This window comes from Flavobacterium sp. LAR06 (genome assembly GCF_041946075.1).
In the GTDB taxonomy this organism is placed as follows: Bacteria; Bacteroidota; Bacteroidia; order Flavobacteriales; family Flavobacteriaceae; genus Flavobacterium.
In genome coordinates this window covers 654,805-669,356 of record NZ_JAUTYT010000001.1, presented here as the reverse complement: position 1 = coordinate 669,356, position 14,552 = coordinate 654,805, and the positions used below count along the sequence as shown (strand labels likewise).

Below are 14,552 nucleotides of genomic sequence, written 5' to 3'. Positions count from 1 at the left end.
AATGTTTGAATTAATTGTCTATAAAGTTCGCAAAGCTTTTATCTAAGTAACATTCAATATAGTATAAAACCAAGCTTCCTTAACTTATATCACTTATATGGTAAAAAAAATTAGACCATTTCTATAGCGTCTTCAATTGTTTTATAAACTTTTTGAAGCTGTTCGTCTGTCATTATGTATGGAGGAAGAATGTAAACGATGTTTCCAACTGGTCTCAAAATAACTCCTTTATCAATAAAGAAATTATACAATTTCGTACGCATGGATCCGTAGTAACTTTCTTCAGCATCGGATTTGATTTCAACTGCAAAAATAACCCCCAATGTTCTGGCCGTAATTACTTTTGCATGATTTTCAATCTTCTGTTGAAATGCCAAATGACTTTTATTGATTCTTTCAATGTTAGTCTGCATTTCTTCAGTCTGCAGTAAATCGATACTGGCCAAGGCTGCCGCACAACCTGTTGGATTCGCCGTAAAAGTATGCCCATGAAACAAGGCTTTATTGATGTCGTCATCATAAAAAGCTTCAAAAACATCCTGGGTAAAAGTGGTAATCGCCATCGGGATTGTTCCTCCCGTCAAAGCTTTCGATAAACAAATCATATCTGGATCTTCTGAAACATAATCCATTGCAAAGGTTTTTCCAGTTTTACCAAAACCCGTCATTACTTCATCTGCAATGGTCAACACTTTGTTTTCTTTACAAATCTGAATCAGTTTTGCTAAAGCTTCTGGCTCATACATTACCATTCCGGCCGCGCCTTGCACTAAAGGCTCGAAAATAAATCCGGCGCAATTATGAGTCTTAATCACATTTTTCAATGCTTCAAAACTCGCTTCTTCCTGCCCTTTTACCGGAACCGGAATCCGAACTACATCAATAAACATTCCCTGAAAAGCCTGTGTGTAAAACGAAATTCCGCTTGCCGCCATTGCCGCAAAAGTATCTCCGTGAAAGGCATTTTCAAAAGCAATTATCGTTGTACGTTTTTCATTTTTATTAAAAAAATACTGTAAAGCTACTTTTATAGCCACTTCAACAGCAGTTGAACCATTATCTGAAAAGAAGATTTTCTGTTGATTCTTTGGCAGAATTTCAATCAGCTTTTCTGCTACTTTTATTGCGGGTTCATGAGTAAAACCACCAAACAAAACATGTTCTAAAGTGGTTAATTGTTTGTAAATCGCATCGGCAATAAATTTGTTGCTATGCCCAAATGGGTTTACCCACCAGGATGCTATAGCATCAATATATTCTTTATTGTTTTCATCCCAAAGTAATGCGCCTTCACCTCTTGAAATTGCGATTGGCGTTTGTGAAGTTTTGTGCTGAGTATAAGGATGCCAAAGGTATTGGCTGTCTTTTTCTGTTAAAGTCATTTTTTAGAGAATAGATTATAGAGTCAAGAAGAAAGACTAAACTCTATAGTTTCCGCAAAGATAAGAAAGTCTATTTTCTTTATTCTAAATTCTTTGTTCTATAAATTCAGTAGATTCTCTCGAAACAAATCAGCATATTCGCGAATTACATTTTTATCGAAATACGGTTCTTCGTCAATTCTTCCGATGCATTTTATTCCGGTTTTATTCAGAATCAAACTTTCAGTCGATTTGTTCTCGCTTCCGCTAAAGATAATTCCTGCGACTTCAAAACCTCTATTCTGAATGGCTTCAATAGTCAACAAAGTATGATTGATGCTTCCTAGATAATGTCTTGAAACCACGATCACTTTATAGTCGGACTGAATTAAATCGATAATTGTATCTTTTTCATTCAACGGAACAAATATGCCTCCCGCGCCTTCGATAACCAAATGATTATCCGTTTCTGGCGTCAGGATTTGTTTCAAATCAATTGTAACACCATCAATTTCTGCCGCCAAATGCGGACTTGCTGGCGTATTTAAAGCATAACTATTAGGGAAGAATTGAGATTTGGAATTTGAAACCTGAGCTTTTACTTTATGACTGTCCGAATTGTCTAAATCTCCCGCCTGAATAGGTTTCCAATAATCAGCTTCTAAAGCTTCAACTACAATAGTAGAAGTTACCGTTTTACCAACATCAGTTGAAATTCCTGTAATAAATATTTTCATTTCTTTCTTTTAATGGAGTACAAAAATACCAATAAAAACAGCAAACCCATCAATTACGATGGGTTGTATTTTATTCTTCTTTTAATTCGTCGATCACTTTTCTTATTTCTTTAGCATATTTTCCGTAAAACTTATGAACCCACCACTCCAGTGAAATTCCCATAAAAAGCATACAAAAAACGACAACAGAAAATAATCCTATTAATTGATAATTCGTAAATCCATCGGCAAAAAAACCTGGAATTTTAGAAAGTTCATAGTAAAAAAACCCAATAAAATATAAAATTAAAAAAGGGGTCAAGGCAAATCCGAAGGTTTTATATAATTCCATGTTCAACCTGATATCAAAATAAGTTTCATATAAGCTATCTTTTGTTTTTAACGTAATTGTGTTCAGTCTTTTATAAAAAAAGTAAAACTTGATAAAATAGTAAACACAAACTGCCACAAAAAGGCTAAATAGCAAGTAAAACAAAATCACTCCTTTAGCTGGAAAATGTAATAACAAAGGCGCTAGTCCAATCAAAACAATTGAAATGATTTGATAAATAAATTCGTTTTTTAAGTTTTTCCTGATTTTATCCAAAGGTGTCTTGGCCGATTGTATTTTTTCTAAATTATTTGGAAGAACAACATTTTCAGTTTGTTCGTTTTTCCATGCGTTTTGTATATCGTTAAAATCCATATCCTTGATTTTTAATAATTTCTTTTAATTTTTCTTTTGCTCTGTTTAGTTTCACGCGGGCATTCCCTTCAGAAATCCCGAGATTATCACCAATTTCTTTATGTGAAAATCCTTCCAACTGATAGAAAATAATCGCTTTGTCAATTTTTTCCAACTTCTGAACTGCTTTGTAAAAATGATCAAGCTGGCTTTCTTTGATATGGGAATCGCCCTCATCATCTTTAATATTCTCCGAAGCAATTTCATATTTATCAACTTTACGTTTTTCTTTTCTAAGGAAAACGATAGCCGTATTTACTGCAACCCGATACATCCAGGTAGAAAACTGACTTTCATTCCGAAAAGTATCATACGACTTCCAAAGCTGACAAACAATTTCCTGAAACAAGTCCTGTTGATCATCATGATTATCCATGTACATCTTAGAGACTTTGTACAAAATTCCTTTGTGGTTTTCTATCCGGTTTAAAAATTCTTGCTCTTTTTCTTTCAAAACAATCCTATTTCAATATTGGTTTTACTTTATATCCCGCTTTTCTTAACAAATTAATTACTCCTTCTTCCCCGCCTAAATGCGCTGCTCCAACGGCAAAAAATACACTTTCTTTTTTCATTACTTCGGGCATATCTTTTACCCAATTTTTATTTCGATCATCAAGAATCGCTTTTTTAGTTTTCTCGCTGGTAAATTTTAAATCTGTGGCAAGCGCATAGGCTCCCTCCACATTCTCCGCTTTATAAAGCGACACTAATTTAGTCGTTTCTTCCGGAGTTGACTCGTTTAGCAAATCAATCATTTCATCATTAGAATATGCATTTTCAAGAATTGAAAATTGCGACTTAACAGTTTCGAGGCCGCCTACTTCAATATTTCTTTTTTTAGCCTGTTCAATAAATTCCATTTCGTAAAATTTCAAATCAGTACAGCCAAAACTCTTCATAGAGATCAAACTCATTACGGTCATCAGACTAAAACCATCAACTTGCTGTACTGTCATTCCGGTTTCTTTTTTCAAAATCGCATCTAATCGGGACAATTGTTCCGGGCTTAATTTTTTACTTAAGGGTTCTTTTCCCATAGCCAATTTTTGGATATCACTCATTTCGCTCGGGTCTGCAAAATTGATTTCTAAAACTAATTTATTTGAAGATTCGAATGCTTTTTTTGCTTTTTCTGATAGAAGATAATCACTTCCACAAATCATATGAATGGTTCCATACAAATAAGAAGGCTTTTCTAATCCATTTCCCGAAACTTCCCATAAAAGTGAGTTTTCAAGTTTTGGAGATTTTGTTTGTGCCTGATTTGACAAACTAAAAATAATTGCGATAACTGTGACTACTGATTTGAATAAATTTTTCATTTGATTATTTGATTGATTATTTGATTGATTATTTGATTAATGATTAAAACTCGTCCTTTATTTGAATATTTTTTTTCGTTGCCAAGAGGCTATTGAAGCTACAAACAAGCAAACCATAATGACAAGAAATGAAGTGTTAGATTTATCTAATAGAAATTGATTTACTAAAGCATATCCTGCACCTAAAAAGGTTAAAATGATAAAAACTAAATTAAAAATTTTTTCTCCTTTTGAAGTTGATGTTGTTTTCATAATTTATTTGGTTTATTTGATTACGACTCGTAAGTAATCGAATAATCAAAACGTTACAAAAAAATCTAAACTTTTTTTAAAAGTGAGCAAATACAGGGAATAAGAGAGGCATTTTTTTATTTCACAAAGATTCACAAAAAAAAGCCACAAAGATTCTCCAAAAATCTTCCTGGCTCTCTATGTTATTATGTGTGTCTCTGGAATAATTTAAACTATAAAGACAAAATCTCTCAAAAGCTCTAAAACCTGATTAATTTCTTCTTCAGAATTATAGCTATGAATGCAAAAACGAAGGCGTTCCTGACTTTCCGGAACGGTTGGTGACAGAATTGGTTTTACATCAAAACCTTTATCTTGTAATTGTTGTGCTAATTGCTTAACTTTTTCATTACCTGGAACAATAGCAGATTGTATTGCCGATTTACTTCTAACAAACATCGGTTTTAAGCCTAATAAATTTTTCTGCTGATTGAAAAATACGATGTTTTGACGCAGTTTTTTAATGTTCTCCTTTTCAATTTCTAAATGCTGATAAGCCACCAAAATTGTTGCAACAGAATGTGGAGACAAACCTGTTGTATAAATAAAACTACGGGCGAAGTTTACAAGATATTCCTTAAGGTCGGTGCTTCCTAAAACAACAGCACCGTGACATCCCAAACCTTTTCCGAAAGTCATAATTCGGGCAAAAATTCTATTATGTACATTTAGATATTGCATTAAGCCTTCACCTTTATCTCCAAAAACACCTAAAGTATGGGCTTCATCAACAACCAAATAACAATTATATTTTTCAGAAAGCGCAACCAATTCCTCAAGATTTGGACTATCACCATCCATAGAAAAAACGGTTTCAGTAACTATATAAATATTTGCATCCCGAAATTTTAAGATAAGATGCTCTAAATCTTCAAAATCATTGTGATTGAATTTGTATGATTTCGCATTCGACATTGTAATTCCGTCACGAATAGAAGCATGACTTAGCTCATCATACAAAATAACATCATTTCGCTGCGGTACAGCGCTAAAAAACCCAACATTGACATCGTAACCCGAATTAAAAATTAAAGCCGATTCAGCGTCATGAAATTCAGCAATGAAAGTTTCTGCAATTTGATATAAAGAATGATTCCCCGAAATTAAACGGGAGCCCGTCGCACCATTTTGAATAATCTCGTTTTCGATTAGATAATGATGTGCCAATTTGAAAATAGCTTCAGATCTTGAAAATCCAATATAGTCGTTTGAAGAAAAATCGACAAGATTATTAAAACTTGGCAATTGTCTTAACGCATTATTTTGCTTTCGTGTTTCAAGCTTTTGAATAAGATTTTCTGGTAATTTCATAAAAGCAAAGTTATGAAATTGAAAATAAACGGCATAAAACTTAATCTTTAAGGACTAAAAATAAAAAAAGCCAAACATTTCTGTTTGGCTTTTTCATTTATTTTGAAATTATCTTAGTCAACTAAAACAATTACTTTATTGTCTTTCATTTCGATAGTACCTGACGTAATCTCTAATGTATAGGTTTGGTCATTTACTTTCGTGAATTTATCCGCTACATCTTTAGAAAAATTGAAACTTGACGCTGCAATTTTAATAGTTCCTTTTTCTAAAATAGAAACAATAGGAGCGTGATTGTTCAATATTTGAAAGCTTCCATCAACTCCAGGTAATGTAACTGATGTTACTTCTCCTGAAAATAATTTTGCTTCTGGTGATACTATTTCTAAAATCATAACTGTTTTTTAAAATTCCAAATTATAAAATTCCAAATCCCAATCTTGGAATTTGGAATTTTTATTTTTTTGATTTTATCAAGCTCTGCTTGATTATTATGCTTCAGCTAACATTTTTTCTCCAGCTTCGATAGCATCCTGAATAGAACCTTTCAAATTGAAAGCTGCTTCCGGAAGATGATCCAACTCACCGTCGATAATCATGTTAAATCCTTTGATAGTATCTTTAATGTCAACCAAAACTCCAGGAATACCTGTAAATTGCTCCGCTACGTGGAAAGGTTGAGATAAGAAACGTTGAACACGACGTGCTCTGGATACAGATAATTTATCTTCTTCAGATAACTCTTCCATACCAAGGATCGCAATAATATCTTGCAATTGTTTGTATTTTTGAAGAATCTCTTTTACTCTTTGTGCACAGTCGTAGTGCTCATTTCCTAAAATTTGAGGAGTCAAAATTCTTGAAGTAGAATCTAACGGGTCAACCGCAGGATAAATACCTAACTCAGCAATTTTACGAGACAATACAGTAGTAGCATCTAAGTGAGCAAACGTTGTTGCTGGTGCCGGGTCAGTTAAGTCATCCGCAGGAACGTAAACCGCCTGTACAGATGTAATAGATCCTTTGTTTGTAGATGTAATACGCTCTTGCATAGCTCCCATCTCTGTTGCCAAAGTTGGTTGGTATCCTACTGCAGAAGGCATACGGCCTAAAAGTGCTGATACTTCAGAACCTGCTTGTGTAAAACGGAAGATATTATCAACGAAGAACAATACATCTTTACCCTGGTCTGATCCAGCTCCATCACGGAAATACTCAGCGATAGATAATCCTGAAAGCGCCACACGTGCACGAGCTCCAGGAGGCTCATTCATTTGTCCGAAAACGAAAGTAGCTTTAGACTCTCTCATTCCTGGCATATCTACTTTAGATAAATCCCATCCTCCATTTTCCATAGAGTGCATGAAATCATCACCGTATTTAATAATTCCTGACTCTAACATCTCACGAAGCAAGTCATTTCCTTCACGTGTTCTTTCCCCTACTCCTGCGAATACTGAAAGTCCACCGTGACCTTTTGCGATATTGTTGATCAACTCCTGAATCAATACTGTTTTACCAACACCAGCACCACCAAACAATCCAATTTTACCTCCTTTTGCATAAGGCTCAATCAAATCGATTACTTTAATACCTGTGAATAAAACTTCAGATGAAGTTGATAAATCTTCGAATTTAGGCGCTTGCCTGTGAATAGACAAACCGTTTTCTCCTGTTTTTGGCAAGTTTCCTAAACCATCAATTGCATCTCCAATTACATTGAATAATCTTCCATATACATCTGGACCGATTGGCATTTGGATTGGATTACCAGTTCCAACTACTTCATATCCTCTAGACAAACCGTCTGTAGAGTCCATAGAGATTGTACGAACAGTGTTTTCTCCAATGTGAGATTGTACTTCTAGAACTAATAAAGTTCCATCTTTTTTAGTGACTTCTAGTGAATCATAAATTTTTGGAAGTTCAACATCCTTACCGTTGAAAACTACGTCAACTACTGGTCCAATGATTTGAGCAACTTTTCCTATTACTTTTGACATTACTTATGTATTTATTAAATAGCTATTTAGGTTTATCGAAAATACCTCTTTTTTCAGAGCGCAAAGATAATTTTTTAAAATATAAAATCAATTTTTTTTTCATAAAAAATACTATGATTTTGTTTGATTCCTAAAAGAGAGGCCAAAAATATCTAAAATGGCATTTTTTTATGGAAATAAAAAAAGCCACTGCATTTTAGAAATGAGTGACTTTCTTACTAAAAAAAATTGGCATTATTGTAGTACTTTAGGAAACATAATCGGGTAATTACCAATATTGACCCCGTTTAAATTTGATCCGTACTTAGCATTTATAGCCTCTATAAATTTATTAGCAATCAGAGCATATCCCCTTGGCGATGGATGAACTCCATCCAAAGAAAAAGTTCCTCCTGTTACAAATGTAGATTTCATTGTAAACCCATTAGCTGAAATCCCTGCACCTGCTATTTGTGTCATAAGAATTTCTGTATCTAATATAGCTAAGTTTTTTGCCGTAGCTACTTCTTTAATAGTTTCATTATAGGACTTGGTTGCTTTTGCTACTTCACCAACTTCATCTTTTGTCAACACCCACTTATCTGCTAAAGGCACCGAAACTCCATTTACTTTTGTCGGATCTTCGTTTACAAGTGTTCCAATAAAGTTCATTGCTGTTAAAACTACTAAATCGTCTTTTGTAGCTTGCCTGTAAGAAGGAAGCCCATAAGCAGAAAGATTCGTCAAATAACTATCCTCAACTACTACAGCATTGTTTCCGGCCACAAAATTTACTGTTCTTTTTGCAACTTCATCTGCAGTTAACAAACCTAAGGCTTTCATTTGCTGTAAACCTCCGTTATAAGTCGCATATCCTGCATTCAATTGAGCCGCTTTATCTGCTGGCAAGGCTACAGGATTATAAGGTACAGTTGTAAAATAAGGCAAAGATGTGATATTTGGCAAGTTTGCAATTACACCTTTTGCTCCTTTAGCTGTTAATCCATTTATAATATTGGTATAAACCGTTTTAAATACTGTCGGATCTGTAATATCACTTCCTGAATAAGTTGATGGATCCATATTTCCTGTTTGGTCTTTACCTGATCCTCCAGATGTTGCATACCCTAAAACATCATTTCCTCCAATCCATAAAGAGAAAAAAGTAGGTGATTGCGCAATAGCATCAGCTAAAACTGTCGTATTTGGCGAACTTGCAAATCTTGCAAAATACGGATTAGCTTTCCCTGTTGCCACACCCATTACATTACCATAACCAGCAGCAACTAAATGATAACTTCTGGCACCCGGAACTCCTAAATTATTAAAATTACCAGTAAGATGCGCGGTAACTTCTGTTGTTGGCACTCCCTCTACAGGAACAGGAGCCTTTCCATTAAAATACAAACGTGGCCCACTAATAACATTTCCACCCAACAACAACCCTCCTATATTGTCGTTTGTCAAAGGAGTTTTAAAAGTAGCATTGGTTATTAAAGAAAATTGCTGAGCAATAATATTGGTATACGCTCCTTGCTGTCCTTTAATAAATAAAGCATTATCACTAAAACCAGCCGCGAAGGAATCACCTAAAGCAACATAATTGGCAAAATCAGCAGAACCAGAAGTTAAAGGTAAACCATCAGACGAATCAATAACTTCTGTCGTGGTATTATCATCACTATTACAGGCTGCAAAGGTCAACGAAACCAATAAAAGCCATTTGAAATTTTTTATCATAATTTATATATTTTAAAATTACTCCTTTCTAATTTTACTTAAGAAAGACGAATAACATATTTGTTTTATTTGAAACTTCGAATTACGGATTGATAGTCCAGGAAACAAAATACTGCTGACCGATTAAACCTGCACCAATAACCTGATAATACTCTTTACCTCCAATATTTGCCGCCCCTAATTTTAAAACTGATTTTAGTTTTGGCAATCCATAATTGATTTGCGCATCAATCACAGTAGCTGATTCAATAATACCGTCAGCAAAACCAGCTTGCCACAAATATTCGCTATTCCATCTTGCACTAACATTGAATCCAAAGTTTTCAAATACTTTTTCGTTTCCAATAGATCCTTTAATTCTATGTTTAGGTGTATTAAATCCTGCTTCGAAACTTGGATCTTTTGTCTGATCAAAATCAAACTGAGCATAGTTGTAGTTCAATCCTACCTCATAACCAGCATAAACTTTTTTAGACAATCCTGCTCCAAATCCAAGCGAATGAATCTCTACGTCTGAATTGGTATACAATTGATACGTTCTATATTCACCATTTTGGATTGCACGAACCGATTGAAAACCAGGATCTGTTGTTGGCGGAGGGTTACCCGGTGTACCTAAATTAGGGCTATCCTGAGCTTCTCCATAATAAGTAGAAATTACATTAAGATTACCAATAAAATCATTGTAGATATTGTAATAACCATTAAGATCTATAGAAAACCCTTCAAAAACCGAACGATATCCTAATTCAAAAGCTTTAACTTGCTCTGGTTTTACGTAATTTGCTCTTGCTTTTTTTAACAATGTAGCCGCAGCATATGGATTAGTTCCCGCCATAGCAGCAAAAGCACTTACAGAACTTGCAATATAAGAGTTGTTATACGCATCAACACCTGTCATATTTTTTGTTGTTCTTCCATCACTATACAACTGACCTTCTGCACTTAAATTAAAAGTCTCACTGAATCTCGTTAAGTTATCAGGTGCAGATCCGATCAACACTGCGTTTCCAATATTAAAACCAATATATTGATCTTGTGTAGACGGGTTTCTAAACCCTGTCTGAAAAGATCCTCTGAAATTATGATTTCTCTTTTCTCCTCCAGAATAAACCAGAGACAATCTTGGAGAAATATTCCCGTCGAAATTTTTAGATTTATCATAACGAATAGATCCGGTAAATTTGAAACGGTCATCCATGAATTTTTTCATTAACTGCGTATAGGCTCCATATTCATTATAATTAATTGGACCATCTGCATCTGTATAAATCCTTCCATGAGAATTTAACTCATACAATCTAAAAGACCCTCCAACCTGAATTTCAGCAAATTCGATAATATCTTTAAAATTATAATTAGCATCAGAGTGATATATTCTTGAATTATCAACAAGCTTTGAACCAGTCAATACACTTTCATCATCAATAACCTGATTGAATGCATTTTTAAACTGTTGTGTCCCTGGCATAAAGCGACCTGTATCTGCCGTCGCTCTTCCTGCCGCATGCGCCTGTTGTGGTGTCATACCACCTAAAGTCCCCTGAATATAAGCCCCTGCATATTGACCAAACCAAGTATTATCATCTTTCCATTTTCTATTTACATTAATACCTGTAAATATCATATCATAAGAATGCCCGCCATCCTCGGTTGTTGTATATCCTCTTACGAAAAAATTCTTTCCTTTCAACTCCAGTTTATGCTGCTGCATAAAAAAATCGTTTAAGTAATATCTGTTAGCACCTTGGTATACGGCATTTCCAAAACCAAATTTACTCTGCCAAATAATTTCTAATCTTTCATCCCCAAAAGGTCTTCCATGAATCGAAAAATCAATTTTAAGATTTCCTGCTTTGTTATCTGTAAGATCAGTCTCATTATAACCTGTTCTACTAACATTTGAATTCGGCAATAAATTAGATGCGCCTGCAGGGATTAGCCCCATAGCCTCTAATTTTTGCCCTACTCCCTTAATATTAGTCGAAGCTTCATCACCATAAACATTTATACCATCATAGTTTGGACTTGTCCTGTCTATACCTTCAATTGTTTTGTCATTATAATTTGTAGCATACCAGTCCGTAGCCTGCATATACGTAAAGTTTGCTTTAGCAGCAATATATTTATTAAAAGCTTTAGCAAATCTGACACCAAAATCATAGTAACCATTTGTTCCTGCGGCTTTTTGTGAAGTCACACCATATTTTAAATAAGCAGAGATTCCCTGATTTGTAAACGGACTTTTACTGTTCATGAATAAAATCCCATTAAAAGCATTTGCACCATATAAAGCAGAAGATGCTCCGGGAAGCAATTCGACACTCTGTACATCGATCTCCGAAACACCAATCATATTTCCTAAAACGAAATTCAACAAAGGAGAGGAATTATCCATTCCGTCAACCAATTGCATAAAACGAGTATTGGCAACGGTAGCAAAACCCCTGGTATTTATGGATTTAAAAGACATACTACTGGTATTCATCTGTACTTCTTTCATATTCTCCAATCCATCATAAAAAGAAGGCGAGGCCGTTTTTTTAATATCCTGGATTCCCATTCTTTCGATGGTAACCGGTGATTCTAAAACACGTTCCGGAGTTCTTGAAGCCGAAACAACAATCTCATCAAGCTTATTCTCCTCGTCATTCAAAACTACACTGATCTTTTGGCTTGCCGAAGTAATATTAACCGTTTTTGTTGTAAACCCTACGGCTGATAACTTAATAGTAAAAGGCAATTTTTCCGATGTCGTTAACTTAAAAGAGCCGTCGAAATCAGTCGAGACACCAGTGCGCTCTCCTTCAATAACAACATTGACTCCAGGAATAGGTTGCTTATTACGATCAGTAACAGAACCAGTAATTGTATTCTGCGCAAAGGACGCTCCGCAGAAAAACAACATAATTAGCAAATACACTCTCATGTGGGTTAGTTTTTTGGTTAGTTTATCTAGCCAAAATACAAATATTTTTGAGATTAATAAAAAAACGTTAAAAAAAATTGATATTACGCATCTTTTTAGCAACTATTTTAACTTTTTCACATTGAGATTTATTCAATTAACAGCAACAACAAAGCTTTTCAAATCTAAAATAGTATGCATACATATAAAATTTAAGAAAAAAAATGCGGATATAATAAAAATAGAGGGGTTAGAAAAAAAATTTGACAATAAAAAAAAGCGAGACATAAATCTCGCTTTTTTAACATATAATGAATTATAATCTTTATTCTACTGTAACTGATTTAGCTAAGTTACGTGGCTGATCAACATTACAACCTCTCATTACAGCAATATAATAAGAAAGCAACTGCAATGGTATTGTGGTAATTAGCGGAGACAATGCGTCAGAAGTTTCAGGAATTTCGATTACATAATCGGCTAATTCACGAACCTGAGTATCACCTTTAGTAACTACAGCAATAATTTTACCGCTTCTTGATTTTATCTCCTGAATGTTACTTACAATTTTATCATAATGCCCTTGTTTAGGAGCAATTACAATAACAGGCATATGCTCATCAATTAAAGCAATTGGCCCGTGTTTCATTTCAGCAGCTGGATAACCTTCAGCATGAATATAAGATATCTCTTTTAATTTCAAGGCTCCTTCAAGGGCAACGGGGAAGTTATATCCACGCCCTAAATACAAGCAGTTTGGTGCATCTTTAAAAGCAGCTGCAATTTCTTTTGCTCTATCATTTGTTTCTAAAGCTTCTGCAACTTTTTCCGGAATCAATTCTAATTCTTGCAAATATGCATGAAAATCAGGATTTGACAATGTTCCTTTCGCCTTACCTAATCTCAAGGCAATCATAGTTAAAACTGTGATTTGAGTGGTAAAAGCTTTAGTAGATGCTACTCCAATTTCTGGTCCTGCGTGTGTATAAGCTCCAGCATGACTTTCTCTTGAAATAGAAGAACCTACAACATTACAAACTCCAAAAACGAAAGCTCCGTTTTCTTTAGCCAATTTAATAGCCGCCATTGTATCTGCAGTTTCTCCAGATTGAGAAATAGCGATTACAACATCATCCTTATTTATAATTGGGTTTCTATATCTGAATTCAGATGCATATTCTACTTCTACAGGAATACGTGTAAACTCTTCAAAAATATATTCTGCCACTAATCCCGCATGCCATGAAGTACCACACGCCACAATCAGAATTCGTTTAGCATTTAAGAATTTTTCAAGATTATCTTCAACACCTGCCATTTGAACAATTCCCTCATTTGCATGAAGTCTTCCTCTGTAAGTATCTTTTATAACACTTGGCTGCTCATATATTTCCTTAAGCATAAAATGGTCGTAACCACCTTTTTCAATTTGTTCCAGGTTCATTTGAAGTTCCTGAATATAAGGATCAACTAAAGAGTCATCTTTAATTTTTCTAACCTTAAGAGGCTTGTGCAATCTAATGTTTGCCATTTCACCATCTTCAAGATAAATTGCATTTGAAGTGTATTCAATAAAAGGGGAAGCATCAGAAGCAATAAAATACTCTCCTTCTCCAACACCAATTGCTAAAGGACTCCCTAATCTTGCAGCAACAATTTCGTTAGGATTTTTTTTATCAAAAACAGCGATAGCATAGGCTCCCACAACTTGATTCAAAGCAATTTGTACTGCTTTACCTAATTTTATACCTTCATTTTTTTGAACTTCTTCAATTAAGTTCACTAAAACTTCAGTATCAGTATCTGATTTAAAAGTGTAACCTCTTTTTATTAATTCTTCTTTAAGAGGTGCATAATTTTCTATAATTCCGTTGTGAATAATCACTAATTCACCAGAATTAGAAAGATGTGGATGCGAATTTACATCATTCGGAACTCCATGAGTTGCCCAACGCGTATGTCCAATTCCAATAGTTCCGTTTGTAGTAAAACCATCTTTTGCTTTAGCTTCAAGATCCGAAACTTTACCTTTTGTTTTACAAAGTTTAACGTCTGTGTTATCATACAACATAACACCTGCGCTATCATATCCTCTGTATTCGAGTCGCTTTAATCCTTTTATAACAATAGGATACGCCTCTCGATGGCCGATATATCCAACAATTCCACACAT

Annotated in this window: 12 protein-coding genes; all 12 read right to left on the bottom strand. The window is 34.5% G+C overall.

Annotated features, from left to right (window positions below; genetic code table 11):
* Window positions 1–110 precede the first annotated feature (110 nt).
* Window positions 111–1,382 (bottom strand): adenosylmethionine--8-amino-7-oxononanoate transaminase, encoded by a 1,272-nt coding sequence (gene bioA, locus Q7C23_RS02940; RefSeq protein WP_375031096.1) that lies wholly within the window; start codon window positions 1,380–1,382, stop codon window positions 111–113.
* Between the two features lie 98 nt (window positions 1,383–1,480).
* Window positions 1,481–2,098 (bottom strand): dethiobiotin synthase, encoded by a 618-nt coding sequence (gene bioD, locus Q7C23_RS02935; protein WP_375031095.1) that lies wholly within the window; start codon window positions 2,096–2,098, stop codon window positions 1,481–1,483.
* A gap of 70 nt (window positions 2,099–2,168) precedes the next feature.
* A complete protein-coding gene (locus Q7C23_RS02930; RefSeq protein ID WP_375031094.1) occupies window positions 2,169–2,783 on the bottom strand; it encodes a hypothetical protein in 615 nt (204 codons plus the stop codon).
* A complete protein-coding gene (locus Q7C23_RS02925; RefSeq protein ID WP_375031093.1) occupies window positions 2,773–3,276 on the bottom strand; it encodes an RNA polymerase sigma factor in 504 nt (167 codons plus the stop codon). The genes Q7C23_RS02930 and Q7C23_RS02925 overlap by 11 nt, the downstream gene beginning before the upstream one ends.
* Before the next feature lie 7 nt (window positions 3,277–3,283).
* Window positions 3,284–4,147, bottom strand: a complete 864-nt coding sequence (locus Q7C23_RS02920) for a TraB/GumN family protein (protein WP_375031092.1) — start codon at window positions 4,145–4,147, stop codon at window positions 3,284–3,286.
* Window positions 4,148–4,204: 57 nt separating this feature from the next.
* Window positions 4,205–4,399 (bottom strand): hypothetical protein, encoded by a 195-nt coding sequence (locus Q7C23_RS02915; RefSeq protein WP_375031091.1) that lies wholly within the window; start codon window positions 4,397–4,399, stop codon window positions 4,205–4,207.
* 207 nt (window positions 4,400–4,606) lie between these two features.
* Complete coding sequence (locus Q7C23_RS02910) at window positions 4,607–5,749, bottom strand: aminotransferase class I/II-fold pyridoxal phosphate-dependent enzyme (RefSeq protein WP_375031090.1); 1,143 nt, start codon at window positions 5,747–5,749, stop codon at window positions 4,607–4,609.
* A gap of 113 nt (window positions 5,750–5,862) precedes the next feature.
* On the bottom strand, window positions 5,863–6,144 hold the full coding sequence (locus tag Q7C23_RS02905; protein WP_072970561.1) for a F0F1 ATP synthase subunit epsilon: 282 nt from the start codon (window positions 6,142–6,144) through the stop codon (window positions 5,863–5,865).
* A gap of 96 nt (window positions 6,145–6,240) precedes the next feature.
* A complete protein-coding gene (atpD, locus tag Q7C23_RS02900) occupies window positions 6,241–7,752 on the bottom strand; it encodes a F0F1 ATP synthase subunit beta (RefSeq protein WP_072969875.1) in 1,512 nt (503 codons plus the stop codon).
* A gap of 234 nt (window positions 7,753–7,986) precedes the next feature.
* Window positions 7,987–9,471, bottom strand: a complete 1,485-nt coding sequence (locus tag Q7C23_RS02895) for a G-D-S-L family lipolytic protein (RefSeq protein ID WP_375031089.1) — start codon at window positions 9,469–9,471, stop codon at window positions 7,987–7,989.
* Window positions 9,472–9,553: 82 nt separating this feature from the next.
* A complete protein-coding gene (locus Q7C23_RS02890) occupies window positions 9,554–12,400 on the bottom strand; it encodes a TonB-dependent receptor domain-containing protein (RefSeq protein ID WP_375031088.1) in 2,847 nt (948 codons plus the stop codon).
* A 304-nt stretch (window positions 12,401–12,704) separates the two neighbouring features.
* Window positions 12,705–14,552 carry a glutamine--fructose-6-phosphate transaminase (isomerizing) gene (gene glmS / locus Q7C23_RS02885; RefSeq protein ID WP_375031087.1) on the bottom strand — a complete coding sequence of 616 codons (1,848 nt, stop codon included), beginning with the start codon at window positions 14,550–14,552 and terminating at the stop codon, window positions 12,705–12,707.